Below are 14390 nucleotides of genomic sequence, written 5' to 3' on the forward strand. Positions count from 1 at the left end.
CCAACGGGGCCTGTCCGGCACGCCGGTGGGGCCATTCGGAGGTAGTGGTCGCGACGTGCGACGATGTGCGGCATGCCGCAGCAGCCCCCCGTTCGGAGCACACCCGCGCGCCCGGCGCGTCCGGACGCCTCCATGTCGCTGCTCAACAACGTCATGGACCACAGCCTCGACGACGGATACGCCGAGGCCGCCGCCCGCAGGAAGGCCGCGGGCACCGAGGGCATGCCGAAGACGGTGCGGGCCAAGCTGGGACTCGCGGTCGGTCTGGTCCTCGCCGCCCTGGTGGTGACGGTGGGTGCCGCGCAGGCGCGCATCAGCGCGCCCGTGGTAGCCAAGGAGCGCGAGGAGCTCATCGACCGTATCCAGGAGGAGACCGCCGCCGCGGACAAGCTCGAGGACTCCGTCGACGAACTCCGGGACGACGTGAGCGCTCGACAGCGCAAGGCGCTCAAGGACGACGGCGGCAGCGGCGGCGACCTGGTGGGCATCCTGTCGGGCGCCGTCGAGGTGCATGGTCCCGGAGTCCGTCTCGTCGTCAACGACGCCAAGGACGCCGGCCAGGGCGGTGACGGTGACCCGCGCGAGACGTCCGGGTTCTCGGACACCGGCCGCGTACGGGACCGGGACATGCAGCGGGTCGTCAACGGGTTGTGGGAGTCCGGCGCCGAAGCCATCTCGATCAACGGTCAGCGGCTCACCGCGCTGTCGGCCATCAGGGCCGCGGGCGACGCGATACTGGTCGACAACAAGCCGCTGGCACCGCCCTACACGATCCTCGCGGTGGGGGACGGGCAGCGGCTGAGCACCAAGTTCCAGAACAGCCCCGACGGGCTGTATCTGCACGCCCTCCAGGAGAACTTCGGCATCCGGACGAGCATCTCCGCCGAGAACGACATCAAGGTGCCGGCCGCGCCGAGCGTGATCGTACGAACAGCAGAACCCAGCACAGAGAAGGGCACATCGTGATCGCCGTACTGGGCCTCGTCCTCGGAGTCGTGGCCGGACTGTTGGTCCGGCCCGAGGTACCGGCGGTGGTAGAGCCGTATCTCCCCATCGCCGTGGTGGCGGCGCTGGACGCCGTCTTCGGTGGTCTGCGCGCGATGCTGGACGGCATCTTCGACGACAAGGTCTTCGTCGTGTCGTTCCTGTCGAACGTGGTCGTGGCCGCCCTGATCGTCTTCCTCGGCGACAAGTTGGGCGTCGGCGCACAGCTGTCCACGGGCGTCGTGGTCGTTCTCGGGATCCGCATCTTCTCCAACGCCGCGGCGATCCGTCGGCACGTCTTCCGGGCGTGAGGCCGATGAGCGACCAGGACCAGACGCCGGATCCGAAGCCGACTCCAGGTGCGGCAGGGGACGACACACCGACGACCCGGCTGCGCCGGGAACTGCCTGAGGAGGTGGCCCCCGCGGCCGCCGAGGAGCCCGGTGAGGCGCCTCAGGAGGAGAAGAACAAGCTGACCGGGAGGCAGCGGCTGGCCCAGGGGCTGTGGCCGCCGCGCTTCACCCGTGCCCAACTCATCGTCGCCCTCCTGCTGTTCGGCCTCGGCTTCGGGCTGGCCATCCAGGTGGCCTCCAACAACGACGACAGCGCGCTGCGCGGAGCACGTCAGGAAGACCTCGTTCGCATCCTCGATGAACTGGATGACCGTACGCAGCGTCTGGAGGAGGAGAAGCAGGGCCTCGAGGATCAGCGCACCGAGTTGGAGAACAGCTCGGACCAGGCTGAGGAGGCACGCAAGCAGACGGTCGAGAAGGAGCGGCAACTCGCCATTCTGGCGGGGACGGTGGCGGCACAGGGGCCCGGCATCACACTGACGATCGACGACACGAAGGGGACGGTCGAGGCGGATATGTTGCTCGACGCGATCCAGGAGCTGCGCGCGGCCGGCGCGGAGGCGATCCAGGTGAACGACGTACGGATCGTGGCCAGCACGTATCTGACCGGTTCCGACGACGGAATCAGTGTCGACGGGAACAAGATCACTCAGCCCTTTCGTTTCAAGGTCATCGGCAATCCGCAGGACCTCGAGCCCGCACTGAACATCCCCGGAGGCGTGGTGCAGACACTGGAGAAGGAGCAGGCCACCGTGACCGTGCGGCGGTCGGACAAGATCGTTGTGGACGCCTTGCGAGCGGCGAAGCGGCCTGACTACGCTCGGTCGTCCTCCCAGTGAACCGCAGGTGCATGGGGCCCGTCCGGCGAGGGCATGAGGTTGCGGGGGGTCGGCGCACCGAATGGGTGGTGCGTGGTGGAAACTGTCCGGTGGGTACGGACGTTGTGAGGTTGTCCGGCTCGGCCGGTGTGTTCAGTCAGGGTTCGTCCTGCCCCACGGGCGGGTCTGTTTCGGTCAAGGGGAATCGCCCGTGAAGTTGTTTGCGAAGTTGTTCGGCAAGAGTGCGCGAGAGGGTAGCGACAACGCGACCGCCCGCCATCGCGCGCAGCCTTCGGAAGCGGAGGGCCAGGGCGGTGAGCGCCCCATGTTCCGGGACCAGGTCGCTGGTCCGGGAGGTGACATTTCCGGAGGTCAGGGCGCGCCGTCTGTTGACCCTGCCCAGTCGGGCCGCATAGGTTTCGGGGAACCGTCAACCTCAGGTACGGGTGGAGGGTTTGCTGCAGACCCGTATGCGTCCAATGCCCCGGCGGGGCAGCCGCGGCAGGAGGATCCGTCGATGTCGGCCCTGGTGTGTACGAGGTGCGGTAACCGGAACGCGGAGAACAGCCGCTTCTGCTCGAACTGCGGGGCTCCGCTGCGGGCCGGCGCGACCCCCGAGCGTCCGTCCGAGACGACCTCCACGATCTCCATCTCCGGCCTCGAGGCCTACGACTCCGAGGTCACCGGCCAGACCCAGCTGCCGGCGCTCTCTCCCGAGGCCCAGGCCGCGGTCGACGCGCTGCCGCTCGGCTCGGCACTCCTGGTCGTGCGTCGTGGCCCGAACGCCGGCAGCCGCTTCCTGCTGGACGGCGACCTGACCACGGCGGGCCGTCACCCGCAGAGCGACATCTTCCTGGACGACGTGACCGTGTCGCGTCGCCACGTGGAGTTCCGCCGGGGCCAGGACGGCTCGTTCACGGTCGCCGACGTCGGCAGCCTGAACGGCACGTACGTCAATCGTGAGCGGATCGACCAGGTCGCCCTGCACAACGGCGACGAGGTGCAGATCGGCAAGTACCGGCTGGTCTTCTACGCGAGCCAGCGGGGCTACTGACCCTCCCCCGGACACGCGTCCGGGGGGACCCCAGGGAAGGTCCATGCTTCGAACAACGAGCGGTGGTGCCGACCACGGCGCCACCGCCGCGGACAGTGGCCTGATGAGCATCGGCACGGTGCTGAACGCGCTGCGCGAGGAGTTCCCCGAGGTAACCATCTCCAAGATCCGTTTCCTGGAGTCGGAGGGGCTCATCGAGCCGCAGCGGACCCCCTCGGGGTATCGCAAGTTCAGTGCCGAGGACGTCGAGCGCCTGGGACACGTGCTCAGGATGCAGCGGGACCACTATCTGCCGCTCAAGGTGATCCGGGAGTACCTGGAAGCCCTGGAGCGTGGCGAGGACGTACGGCTGCCGTCCGTGGGGCGTCAGCGTGACGTCGGGGACGGAGAGCGCCTGAGCGAGCTCTTCGGGGAGCCCGAGGAGCCGACAGCGGCCCGGATCGGGCGCGGTGAGCTCATGGCCGGTGCCGGGATCGACGAGGACCAGCTGGCGGAGTGGGAGTCGTACGGGCTGGTGGCCGCGCTGCCCGACGGTTCCTTCGACGCGGAGGCACTCACTGTCGCCACGCTTGTGGTGGAACTGGGTCGGTTCGGTATCGAGCCCCGGCATCTGAGGGTGATGCGGGCCGCCGCCGACCGCGAGGCGGGGCTCGTGGATCAGGTGGTGGCGCCCTTGCGTCTGCACCGCAATCCGCAGACCAGGGCCCATGCGGAGGACCGCACGCGGGAGCTGGCGGGGCTCACGGTGAAGCTGCATGCCGCCCTGGTCCAGAGCGCCCTGGGTGTGCGCCTTCGCTGAGGGCTCGGTGTTCGCCTGTGGCGGATCGGTCGGCCGATCTGTGCTCGACTACCCAAACATCCCGAGCACGGCCTAGGGTTGCTGTGTGAACGAGCTCGATGTCGTAGGTGTCCGGGTCGAAATGCCCTCCAACCAACCGATCGTGCTCCTGCGCGAAGTGGGAGGCGACCGTTACCTCCCCATCTGGATCGGGCCGGGGGAGGCGACGGCGATCGCTTTTGCCCAGCAGGGCATGGCCCCAGCGCGACCGCTGACCCACGACCTGTTCAAGGACGTGCTGGAGGCCGTCGGCCAGGAGCTCACGGAAGTGCGCATCACCGACCTCCGTGAGGGCGTCTTCTACGCGGAGCTGGTGTTCGCCAGCGGGGTCGAGGTGAGTGCGCGGCCTTCCGACGCCATAGCGCTGGCGCTACGTACGGGTACGCCGATCTTCGGCAGTGACGGGGTGCTCGACGACGCGGGCATCGCGATCCCGGACGAGCAGGAGGACGAGGTGGAGAAGTTCCGCGAGTTCCTCGACCAGATCTCGCCCGAGGACTTCGGTACGAACAGCCAGTGAGGCCGGGCGGGCGGTGGTGTGGGGCCGTGGGGCCCTGACGCTGCCGGCGCGGATGCCACATTGCGGGCGGAGGGCTTGTGGCTGCGGTGAGGGTGTCCGAGCAGGCCTCGGCACGTTGCCAAGTGCCCGTGCGCCGTCAGGCGGCCTTGCCGGAAGGCATTCGGCTAGCCTTTCCCCGCGGGAGGGCACGGTAAACCACTCTCAGGGTGATTATCACTCGGCGTGGCGAGTGCGGTGGTCGTTGACGCACCCCTGGTGGCTGCCTACCGTCGATGAGGCAGGTCAAGGACGGAGGTCGGCGTGAGAAGCAGCGGCGACGGTACGGCTGGGGGTGCCCCCGGACGCAGGCTGGGGGACGGCGGCCCGTACCCGCTTCACGGCAGCGCGGCCGGTCACGTTCCGCAGCGGCCCGCGGCCGTGCGGGGCGGCGCGGATGCGGCATCCGAGCCGCATGAGAACGTCGGCTACCGCGGTCCCACCGCGTGCGCGGCCGCCGGCATCACCTATCGGCAGCTCGACTACTGGGCACGTACCGGTCTCGTGGAGCCGAGTGTGCGCTCCGCGCAGGGCTCGGGGACGCAGCGTCTCTACAGCTTCCGGGACGTCGTCGTCCTCAAGATCGTGAAACGGTTCCTCGACACGGGGGTGTCGCTGCAGAACATCCGCACCGCCGTCCAGCATCTGAGGGAGCGGGGCTTCAGCGACCTGGAGCGGATGACGCTGATGAGCGACGGGGCGACGGTCTACGAGTGCACCTCGCCCGACGAGGTCCACGCTCTGCTCCAGGGCGGCCAGGGGGTCTTCGGGATCGCCGTGGGGGTCGTTTGGCGTGACGTGGAAAGCGCTCTCTCCCAGCTGCACGGGGAGCGGGTCGACACGGGGGAGACGCTGGTGGGCCACAACCCGTCGGACGAGCTCGCGCGCCGGCGCAACCGGGCGGTCTGAGAGGTACGTGCCGTCGCGGCCCAGGGACACGGCGCGTTGTCAGTGGCGTAGGGCAGCATCGGAGATGTGAGAGCCGCGCCCACGATCCTTCATCTCGACATGGATGCCTTCTACGCCTCGGCGGAGCAGGCGTCCAAGCCGAGTCTGCGGGGGAAAGCCGTGGTCGTGGGTGGGCTGGGGCCGCGTGGAGTGGTCGCCACCGCCTCGTACGAGGCACGGGTCTTCGGGGTGCACTCGGCGATGCCGATGGCGCAGGCGCGCCGGCTCGCGCCGAACGCCGCGTATCTCACGCCGCGCTTCACCTTCTACCGGGCGATCAGCGATCAGGTGATGGGGCTGTTGCGCGATCTGTCTCCGCTGGTGGAGCCGTTGAGTCTGGACGAGGCGTTCGTGGACCTGGAGGCCGGGGGAGCGGCTTGGGACGAGGAGTCCGCCCGGTTGGTGGGAGTGCGGTTGCGGGCGGACATACGCGCGGTGACCGCGCTCACCGGCTCCGTGGGGCTCGCGGCCTCCAAGATGCTCGCGAAGATCGCCTCCGAACAGGCCAAGCCGGACGGGCTGGTGCTGATCGAACCCGGGACCGAGCGGGCGTTGCTGGGGCCGATGTCGGTGCGGATCCTGCCGGGGGTGGGGCCGGCGACCGGGGACCATCTGCGGCGGGCCGGGATCACCACGGTGGAGGAGATCGTGGAGGCCGGGGAGGACGAGGTCGTACGGCTGCTGGGCAAGGCGCACGGGCACGGGCTGTACGCGATGGCGCTCGCCCGGGACGACCGCGCGGTGGTGGCCGAGCGGGACACGAAGTCCGTGTCGGTGGAGGACACGTACGACGTCGACATCCATGACCGCGTGCGGGTTCGGATGGAGGTTCAGCGGCTCGCGGATCGGTGTGTGCGGAGGTTGCGGGGGGCCGGGCTGTCGGGCCGGACGATCGTGCTGAAGGTGCGGCGGTACGACTTTTCGACGTTGACCCGGTCCGAGACGTTGCGGGGGCCCACGGACGACCCCGCGGTGGTGCGAGAGGCCGCGGGGCGGTTGCTGGAGGCCGTGGACACGACGGGTGGGGTGCGATTGCTCGGGGTGGGCGTCAGTGGCCTCGCCGACTACACGCAGGAGGACCTGTTCGCGCAGGCGGCGGGTGAGGTGGATCTCGTCGAGGACGAGGCCGGGGGCGCTGTGGAGGGGCCCGCGGTGGAGGAGCGTTCGGGTGGGGAGCGGCAGTGGAGGGCCGGGCACGATGTGCGGCATGCCGAATACGGGCACGGGTGGGTGCAGGGGAGTGGGCTGGGGCGGGTGACCGTGCGGTTCGAGACGCCGGAGGACGTGGAGCCCGGGCGGGTGCGGACCTTCCGGACCGACGATCCGGGGCTGGAGCCGGCGGAACCGTTGCCGCTGGTGCGGGGTGGGGTGCCGGGCTGAGGCCGCGGCACCCGTCGGTCTGCGTCGCTGGGGCCGAGCGCTGATGCGGCGGGGACGAGGGTGGCGCGAGGGGCAGGGTGGCTGGCCTTGGGGAGGTGGCCGGGTGGGGAGGGCGGCTGCGATCAGGGGGTGCTCATGGTTGAGGAAGGGGGCCGAGATCAGGCACTGCTCAACGGGGCCGAGATCAGGCACTGCTCAACGGGGGTGCCTACGGGCTGGGGAAGGAGCCAGATGTCGTCTGGGGGGGGTGGAAGGTGCCCGAGGGGGCTGTGTGGCTGGAGGGAGTGCCGTGCGTGGAGGGGCTTCGGGTATGGGTCAGGCGTCGTCCTTGCCCGCGATGTTGCCGAAGTCGTGGTCCACGGGTGGGGGCGGGGCCGTGTCCAGGCCGTAGTGGTGGTAGAGCTGGAGTTCCTGTTCCGGGGAGAGGTGGCGGCCCACTCCGAAGTCGGGGGCGTCCTTGATGAGAGCGCGTTCGAAGGGGACGCGGAGGGTCCCTTCGACCAGTTCGCTGGGTTCCAGGGGGACGAAGGCGTCGCGGCCGAAGAAGCCCATGCGTATCGCGGCCCACTCGGGGATGCCGGTGGCGTCGTCGAGGTAGACCTCGTCCACGGTGCCGATCTTGCTTCCCTTGCGGTCGAACGCCTTGCGGCCGATCAGGTTGCGCGGATCGATGTCGGTCTGCACGGGCCCTCCATGTGGTCGCAAGCGGTTGCGGATGGTGTCTCTCCACTACGAAAAGGCACATCGGGGGCGGCGGCCACTCGAAGACCCGTGCGTTGACCGCGCTGATACTCTGGCAGCGGCTGTTGACCCCGCGCGGGAGAGTCCTCCGGACACCATCCGGAGGCGCCGAAGGAGCAAATCCTCCCCGGAATCTCTCAGGCTCACGTACCGCACGGACGAGGTCACTCTGGAAAGCAGAGCGGGTGCCACGGCTCCCGCTCTCACCGACGGTGAAAACCGGCCCGAACCAGGTCCGGTGAAGCTCTCAGGTTGAGATGACAGAGGGGGAGGCCGTTCGGGCACCCGTGCCGTGGTGCCCCTCGAAGGTCGTGTCAGACCAGGAGGCCTCCGTAATGACCGCCCATCGCATTCCGCTCTCCGAGCTCGAACAGGGAATCCCCTTCGAGCGGCGCCACATCGGCCCGGACGTCGAGGCCCGGGCCAAGATGCTCGCGCACGTCGGGTACGGCTCGCTCGACGAGCTGACGGCCGCCGCGGTCCCCGATGTGATCAAGAACGCCGAGGCGCTGGATCTGCCGGGCGCCCGCTCCGAGGCCGAGGTACTGGCGGAGCTGCGTACGCTGGCGGACCGCAACCAGGTGCTGGGGTCCATGATCGGACTCGGCTACTACGGGACCTTCACCCCGCCCGTCATTCTGCGGAACGTCATGGAGAACCCGGCCTGGTACACCGCTTACACGCCGTATCAGCCCGAGATCTCCCAGGGGCGGCTGGAGGCGCTGCTCAACTTCCAGACGGTCGTCGCCGAACTGACCGGGCTGCCCACCTCCGGGGCCTCGCTGCTCGACGAGGGCACCGCGGCCGCCGAGGCCATGGCGCTCTCCCGGCGCATGGGGAAGAACAAGAAGGGCCTCTTCCTCGTCGACGCGGACGCGCTGCCGCAGACCGTCGCCGTGATCGAGACACGCGCCGAACCGACCGGGGTCGAGGTCGTCGTCGCGGACCTGAGCGAGGGGATTCCGGCTGACATCGCCGAGCGGGAGATCAACGGGGTGCTGCTGCAGTACCCCGGCGCCTCCGGTGCCGTACGCGATCTGAAGCCGGTCATCGAGCAGTCGCACGAACTCGGCGCGCTCGTCACCGTTGCCGCCGACCTGCTCGCCCTCACTCTGCTGACCTCACCCGGCGAGCTGGGCGCCGACATCGCGGTGGGGACGACACAGCGTTTCGGGGTGCCGATGGGCTTCGGTGGACCGCACGCGGGCTACATGGCGGTGCGGGAGAAGTTCGCGCGCAGCCTGCCCGGGCGGCTCGTGGGCGTCTCCGTGGACGCGGACGGACACAAGGCGTACCGGCTCGCCCTGCAGACGCGGGAGCAGCACATCCGCCGGGAGAAGGCGACCAGCAACATCTGTACGGCTCAGGTGCTGCTCGCCGTGATGGCCGGGATGTACGCCGTGTACCACGGGCCGGAGGGGCTGCGGACCATCGCGCGGCGTACGCACAGGTACGCCGTGGTGCTCGCCGCGGGGCTCGCGGCCGGTGGGATCGAGGTCGTGCACGGCGCGTACTTCGACACGCTCACCGTGCGGGTGCCGGGACGGGCCGGTGAGGTCGTGGCGGCCGCGCGGGAACATGGCGTGAACCTGCACCTCGTGGACGCGGACCTGGTGTCGATCTCCTGCGACGAGACCACGACCAGGGCGCAGCTGGGCGCCGTGTGGACCGCGTTCGGCGTGCAGGGGGATGTCGAGGCCCTGGACGCCGAGGCGCGGGACGCGCTGCCCGAGGCGCTGCTGCGGTCGGACGACTACCTCACCCACCCGGTGTTCCACGAGTACCGCTCCGAGACCGCGATGCTGCGGTATCTGCGCCGGCTCGCCGACCGTGACTACGCGCTGGACCGGGGCATGATCCCGCTGGGCTCCTGCACGATGAAGCTCAACGCGACCACCGAGATGGAGCCGGTGACCTGGCCCGAGTTCGGGCAGCTGCACCCGTTCGCGCCTGCCGGGCAGGCGCAGGGGTACCTCACGCTCATCCGTGAGCTGGAGGAGCGGCTGGCGGAGGCCACCGGGTACGACAGGGTGTCGCTGCAGCCGAACGCGGGCTCGCAGGGTGAGCTGGCCGGGCTGCTGGCCGTACGCGGGTACCACCGGGCCAACGGTGACGCGCAGCGGACCGTGTGCCTCATCCCGTCCTCCGCGCACGGCACCAACGCGGCGAGCGCCGTCATGGCCGGTATGAAGGTCGTCGTGGTGAAGACCGCCGAGGACGGCGAGATCGACGTCGAGGACCTGCGGGCGAAGATCGAGCAGTACCGCGACGAGCTGTCCGTGCTGATGATCACTTACCCGTCGACCCACGGCGTGTTCGAGGAGCACGTGGCCGACATCTGTGCGCAGGTGCACGACGCCGGTGGCCAGGTCTACGTCGACGGGGCCAACCTCAACGCGCTGGTGGGGCTCGCCAAGCCGGGGCACTTCGGCGGCGACGTGTCGCATCTGAACCTGCACAAGACGTTCTGCATCCCGCACGGCGGCGGTGGCCCGGGCGTCGGGCCGGTCGCGGTGCGTGAGCACCTGGCGCCGTACCTGCCCAACCACCCGCTGCAGCCCGCGGCCGGGCCGGAGACCGGTGTGGGCCCGATCTCGGCGGCGCCGTGGGGCTCGGCGGGCATCCTGCCGATCTCGTGGGCCTACGTCCGGCTCATGGGCGGAGAGGGGCTCAAGCGGGCCACTCAGGTGGCCGTGCTCAGCGCCAACTACATCGCCAAGCGGCTTGAGCCGCACTACCCGGTGCTCTACACCGGCCCTGGCGGCCTCGTGGCACACGAGGCCATCGTCGACCTGCGGCCGCTGGCCAAGGCGACCGGGGTGAGCGTCGACGACATCGCCAAGCGGCTGATCGACTACGGCTTCCACGCGCCGACGATGTCGTTCCCGGTGGCCGGGACGTTGATGATCGAGCCGACCGAGTCGGAGGACCTCGGCGAGCTGGACCGGTTCTGCGACGCGATGATCGCGATCCGCGCGGAGATCGAGAAGGTCGCCTCGGGGGAGTGGCCGGCGGACGACAACCCGCTGCGCAACGCGCCGCACACCGCGGCCGCGCTCGGCGGGGAGTGGGAGCACGCCTACACCCGTGAGGAGGCGGTGTTCCCGGCCGGTGTCTCGCCCGCCGACAAGTACTGGCCGCCGGTGCGCCGGATCGATCAGGCCTTCGGCGACCGGAACCTGGTCTGCTCCTGCCCGCCGCTGGACGCCTACGCAGAGTAGTCATCCTCGGATACGCGTCGGGGCCGGTTCGGAGAGTGCGTTCTCCGGCCGGCCCCTCTTCTGTCCGGGCGGACGTCCCGTGCGGGGACGCTCACCCCGTGCGCACGTCCGTGCGGCTCAGGCGGCTGTCACCACGGTGCCCATCGGGCGGTGCGGCGCGATGATCTGGCCGTCCGGCAGGAGCTCACCGGTGTCCTCGAAGAGCAGAACGCCGTTGCAGAGCAGGCTCCATCCCTGCTCCGGGTGGTGCGCCACGAGTCGGGCGCCTTCCCGGTCGGCGGATTCGGCAGTCGGGCACAGTGGCTGGTGCTGGCACATGGTTGGTGGGATCTTTCGGTTTGTCGAGTGGTCTGAGTTGGCTGGTTTGTCCGACCCGCGGCTTGAAGCCTCGTTCATGGCCGCCCCCCGTTGTGATAAATCGGTCCGGTCCCAGTGTTGCCCCACGGGCGTCAATCCGCAGGCATTTCGCAGCACGACTTCTTCACAGGTTGATGACGCATCTCTCGCGCGGACGGTTCATCCCCGCCGCACTGTCCCTTCGGGTGGTTCGCCATGGTCGGATGGGGCTAGTCCTCTGGCGGGGAAGACGAGTGAATAGCTCGTACGAGCATATTGCCGCCCGAGTGAGCGGGCATTCTCGGCGGCGGGAAGAGGTGAAACGAGCGCCCCGCCACCGGGAAATCGGCAGCGGGGCGCGAGTGGTGCGAATAAGCGAGGCGGCCTTGGTTCAGGCGGGTGATCCGAGGAGGGGAGCGGGCGTGAGCCGGGTGGTCAGCACGGGGAGGAGATCGGCGACCCGGTGCGGGCGGTGGGCGGCGATACCGGGCGGTGCGGGCGCCAGCGGGACCAGCAGGTCGTTCGGTGCCGGGTGGCCGTCGGCGCCGTCGGCGGTGGGGTCGGCGTGCAGCCAGAGCGTGAGCATGTACAGCTCGGGCACCGACAGCAGGCGTGGCTGGTAGGGCTGCTGCATGACCTCGGCCTGGCGCAGGGCGCGCTCGGTGGAGGTGATGTACGGGCCCTCGAAGAAGTGCGAGAACGCCCAGCCGTCCGGGGTCAGCCGGGTCTCGGCGGCGGCCACGGCGCGGTCGCCGCAGCGGATCAGGAACCGCCATCCGGTGAGCCGGGCGGTGCCCGTGCCCTCCGGGGCGATCCGGTCGAGTACGTGGACGGGCAGCGGCAGTTCGGGTGTGGCGGGGCCAGAGGCGTTCTTCAGAGAAGGTGTTCGCGCCTCGTGGACGGCGGTGGGGGAACCGAGTGCCATGAGGACGGTGCGCAGGGCGGGCGCGGGAGCCGGGGGGACATGCAGCGGCATGATGGGTCGCCTCTCAGTTCGACAGGCACGATGGCGCGAGGGCGGGGGCGGACGGCGCTGTCAGCTCACGGGGATCGGAGAGACGGGTGCCCGGGGTCCGGGTGCGTGGATGGGTCCGCCGTGCGTGGCCTGACGGCAGGACCGAGGACCGCGAGTGCCGACTCTCAGCCTCGTTTGCGGAGTTTATACGACACGTGTTCACACGATGTTTCGTCTAGCCGTTCCGAATATGAAGAGCAAGGCGGTATCCGGTCGCCAGGGCCAGTCCATCACCCCGCTTTACCATGGGGGTGAGCCGGTGACCTCGGATTACCAGTACGTAGCGGACGGCCGGTTCTCGTCGGCGCTTTTCACGAAAGCGCAGAAGACGGAAAGCGCGTTCTCATTCTTGCCCACTGAATGTGCCAGAAGCATGCCGAGTGAATAGTGTCGGAGGTGGCGGTGTTCAGCCTAGCGTGGCCAGGTCGTGCCGGGGACGTTATCAGCGGCTCCACCGGGGCATCATCATCCGTGGACCCGAGACAGCAGTGGCCGGCTCGTCGGCCTGCCCATCCAAGGAGGGACCCCTAGATGGGAGAGAAGGTCGTGGCGGGGCCGTTCGGCCTCTCCGATCGCCAGCAGTACCGCGACAAGTTGAGGCAGTGCCTGGCGGGGCTGGCGCGGCTGCTGGAGGAGAAGCGGTTCGACCGCCCCAAGAACCTGATGGGTGTGGAGATCGAGCTGAACCTCGTCGACGGCGACGGTCTGCCCAGAATGATGAATGCTCAAGTGCTGGAGCGGATTGCGAGCCGAGATTTCCAAACAGAACTCGCCATGTTCAATCTGGAAGTCAACATTGCTCCACATCGGCTGGGCGGCCGGGTATTCGACCAGCTTTCCGAGGAGTTGCGCACCTCCCTCGCGTATGCCGACCGCAAGGCGATCGAAGTGGGCGCGGGAATCGTGATGATCGGCATTCTGCCCACGTTGGACCGTGACGACCTGGTCTCATCGAACCTCTCCGCGGGCGACCGCTACACCCTGCTGAACGATCAGATCGTCGCCGCCCGGGGCGAGGACTTCACTCTGGACATCGACGGGGTGGAGCGGCTCGTCTGCACCTCGAAGTCCATCGCGCCCGAAGCGGCCTGCACCTCTGTGCAGTTGCACCTCCAGGTCACGCCGGGACGGTTCGCCGACGTGTGGAACGCCGCCCAGGCGGTTGCCGCCGCGCAGGTCGCCATCGGTGCCAACTCGCCGTTCCTGTTCGGGCACGAGCTGTGGCGCGAGTCGCGACCGCCGCTGTTCCAGCAGTCCACCGACACCCGGCCGCCCGAGCTGCAGGCCCAGGGAGTGCGGCCGCGCACCTGGTTCGGGGAACGGTGGATCTCCTCGGCGTTCGACCTCTTCGAGGAGAACCTGCGCTTCTTCCCGGCCCTGCTGCCCATCTGCGACGAAGAGGACCCGATGGCCGTCCTCGACGCGGGCGGCGTGCCCTCACTCGCCGAACTCACCCTGCACAACGGCACGATCTACCGCTGGAACCGGCCCGTCTACGGCATCGCCGACGGGGTCCCGCACCTGCGCGTCGAGAACCGCGTGCTGCCCGCCGGGCCGACCATCACGGACGTGATCGCCAACGCCGCCTTCTACTACGGCGTCGTACGCGCCCTCGCCGAGGAGTCGCGGCCCGTCTGGACACGGCTGCCGTTCGAGGCCGCCGCCGCCAACTTCGACGAGGCCTGCCGGCACGGCATCGACGCGCGGCTCCAGTGGCCGCGCGGCCGCTACGGCGGGGTGGGGCCGGTGGACGCGGTGAACCTCGTACGGGACGAGCTGTTGCCGCTCGCCGAGGCGGGGCTGGACGCGTGGGGGGTCGAGCCGGTCGACCGGGACTTCTACCTCGGTGTGATCGAGGAGCGCTGTCGGCGTCGGACCAACGGGGCGTCCTGGCAGGTCGAAACGTTCCACCGGGCCCTGGCCAAGGGGCTCGGCCGGGACGCGGCGCTGGCCGCCACGACACGGCGCTACGGCGAACTGATGCACTCCGGAGAACCGGTCCACAGCTGGCCGGTCGGGCTGCCGGAGCCGGTGCCGCTGGGCTGAGGATCCGCCTTCGCCGGACTGAGGGCCGCGCGCTTCCGCTGAGCCGCGGGCCCGTGTCTGCCGGGCTGCGGGTCGTCTCCGCGAGGCGTCGCGCCCGTCC

General features: G+C 69.5%; 13 protein-coding genes and 1 riboswitch. Of the genes, 10 read left to right on the top strand and 3 right to left on the bottom strand.

Annotated elements, in window-relative coordinates:
* The first annotated feature begins 63 nt into the window (after positions 1 to 63).
* The 8 genes from K1J60_RS37510 (at position 64) to K1J60_RS37545 (ending at position 6931) form a co-directional block, all read left to right on the top strand.
* Complete coding sequence (locus K1J60_RS37510) at positions 64 to 966, top strand: DUF881 domain-containing protein (protein ID WP_220650092.1); 903 nt, start codon at positions 64 to 66, stop codon at positions 964 to 966.
* A complete protein-coding gene (locus K1J60_RS37515) occupies positions 963 to 1295 on the top strand; it encodes a small basic family protein (protein WP_009343209.1) in 333 nt (110 codons plus the stop codon). Before K1J60_RS37510 ends, K1J60_RS37515 begins: the two co-directional genes overlap by 4 nt.
* 5 nt (positions 1296 to 1300) lie before the next feature.
* Positions 1301 to 2176 (top strand): DUF881 domain-containing protein, encoded by an 876-nt coding sequence (locus tag K1J60_RS37520; RefSeq protein WP_220650093.1) that lies wholly within the window; start codon positions 1301 to 1303, stop codon positions 2174 to 2176.
* Positions 2177 to 2237: 61 nt separating this feature from the next.
* Positions 2238 to 3209: an FHA domain-containing protein gene (locus tag K1J60_RS37525; RefSeq protein ID WP_220650094.1), complete on the top strand. Its 972-nt coding sequence runs from the start codon at positions 2238 to 2240 to the stop codon at positions 3207 to 3209.
* Positions 3210 to 3252: 43 nt separating this feature from the next.
* Entirely contained in the window at positions 3253 to 4008 is a 756-nt protein-coding gene (gene ftsR / locus K1J60_RS37530; RefSeq protein WP_220650095.1) for a transcriptional regulator FtsR, read from the top strand.
* Positions 4009 to 4093: 85 nt separating this feature from the next.
* Positions 4094 to 4567 carry a bifunctional nuclease family protein gene (locus K1J60_RS37535; protein ID WP_005475662.1) on the top strand — a complete coding sequence of 158 codons (474 nt, stop codon included), beginning with the start codon at positions 4094 to 4096 and terminating at the stop codon, positions 4565 to 4567.
* A 300-nt stretch (positions 4568 to 4867) separates the two neighbouring features.
* Positions 4868 to 5512: a MerR family transcriptional regulator gene (locus tag K1J60_RS37540; protein ID WP_220650096.1), complete on the top strand. Its 645-nt coding sequence runs from the start codon at positions 4868 to 4870 to the stop codon at positions 5510 to 5512.
* A 66-nt stretch (positions 5513 to 5578) separates the two neighbouring features.
* Entirely contained in the window at positions 5579 to 6931 is a 1353-nt protein-coding gene (locus K1J60_RS37545) for a DNA polymerase IV (protein WP_220650097.1), read from the top strand.
* A gap of 315 nt (positions 6932 to 7246) precedes the next feature.
* On the opposite strand, the gene K1J60_RS37550 is transcribed toward K1J60_RS37545, so the two are convergent.
* Complete coding sequence (locus K1J60_RS37550) at positions 7247 to 7615, bottom strand: PRC-barrel domain-containing protein (protein ID WP_220650098.1); 369 nt, start codon at positions 7613 to 7615, stop codon at positions 7247 to 7249.
* A 123-nt stretch (positions 7616 to 7738) separates the two neighbouring features.
* A riboswitch (glycine riboswitch) is annotated at positions 7739 to 7835 on the top strand.
* Positions 7836 to 8007: 172 nt separating this feature from the next.
* Between K1J60_RS37550 and gcvP the strand changes: the two genes are divergently transcribed.
* On the top strand, positions 8008 to 10893 hold the full coding sequence (gcvP, locus tag K1J60_RS37555; protein WP_220650099.1) for an aminomethyl-transferring glycine dehydrogenase: 2886 nt from the start codon (positions 8008 to 8010) through the stop codon (positions 10891 to 10893).
* Between the two features lie 117 nt (positions 10894 to 11010).
* Here gcvP and K1J60_RS37560 read toward each other — a convergent pair whose 3' ends face one another.
* Together K1J60_RS37560 and K1J60_RS37565 are read right to left on the bottom strand one after the other, a co-directional pair.
* Positions 11011 to 11211 carry a DUF5999 family protein gene (locus tag K1J60_RS37560; RefSeq protein ID WP_013005137.1) on the bottom strand — a complete coding sequence of 67 codons (201 nt, stop codon included), beginning with the start codon at positions 11209 to 11211 and terminating at the stop codon, positions 11011 to 11013.
* 409 nt (positions 11212 to 11620) lie between these two features.
* Positions 11621 to 12205 carry a hypothetical protein gene (locus tag K1J60_RS37565; RefSeq protein ID WP_220650100.1) on the bottom strand — a complete coding sequence of 195 codons (585 nt, stop codon included), beginning with the start codon at positions 12203 to 12205 and terminating at the stop codon, positions 11621 to 11623.
* A 570-nt stretch (positions 12206 to 12775) separates the two neighbouring features.
* Between K1J60_RS37565 and K1J60_RS37570 the strand changes: the two genes are divergently transcribed.
* Positions 12776 to 14290: a glutamate--cysteine ligase gene (locus K1J60_RS37570; RefSeq protein ID WP_220650101.1), complete on the top strand. Its 1515-nt coding sequence runs from the start codon at positions 12776 to 12778 to the stop codon at positions 14288 to 14290.
* Positions 14291 to 14390 lie beyond the last annotated feature (100 nt).

It is taken from the genome of Streptomyces akebiae, assembly GCF_019599145.1.
Lineage (GTDB): Bacteria > Actinomycetota > Actinomycetes > Streptomycetales > Streptomycetaceae > Streptomyces > Streptomyces akebiae.

Excerpts from the sequence above, each read along its gene's own strand:
- K1J60_RS37520 (WP_220650093.1), top strand. The coding sequence starts at position 1,301 with ATGAGCGACCAGGACCAGACGCCGGATCCGAAGCCGACTCCAGGTGCG.
- K1J60_RS37570 (WP_220650101.1), top strand. The coding sequence starts at position 12,776 with ATGGGAGAGAAGGTCGTGGCGGGGCCGTTCGGCCTCTCCGATCGCCAG.
- K1J60_RS37510 (WP_220650092.1), top strand. The coding sequence starts at position 64 with ATGTGCGGCATGCCGCAGCAGCCCCCCGTTCGGAGCACACCCGCGCGC.
- K1J60_RS37525 (WP_220650094.1), top strand. The coding sequence starts at position 2,238 with ATGGGTGGTGCGTGGTGGAAACTGTCCGGTGGGTACGGACGTTGTGAG.
- ftsR (WP_220650095.1), top strand. The coding sequence starts at position 3,253 with ATGCTTCGAACAACGAGCGGTGGTGCCGACCACGGCGCCACCGCCGCG.
- K1J60_RS37565 (WP_220650100.1), bottom strand. The coding sequence starts at position 12,205 with ATGCCGCTGCATGTCCCCCCGGCTCCCGCGCCCGCCCTGCGCACCGTC.
- K1J60_RS37560 (WP_013005137.1), bottom strand. The coding sequence starts at position 11,211 with ATGTGCCAGCACCAGCCACTGTGCCCGACTGCCGAATCCGCCGACCGG.
- gcvP (WP_220650099.1), top strand. The coding sequence starts at position 8,008 with ATGACCGCCCATCGCATTCCGCTCTCCGAGCTCGAACAGGGAATCCCC.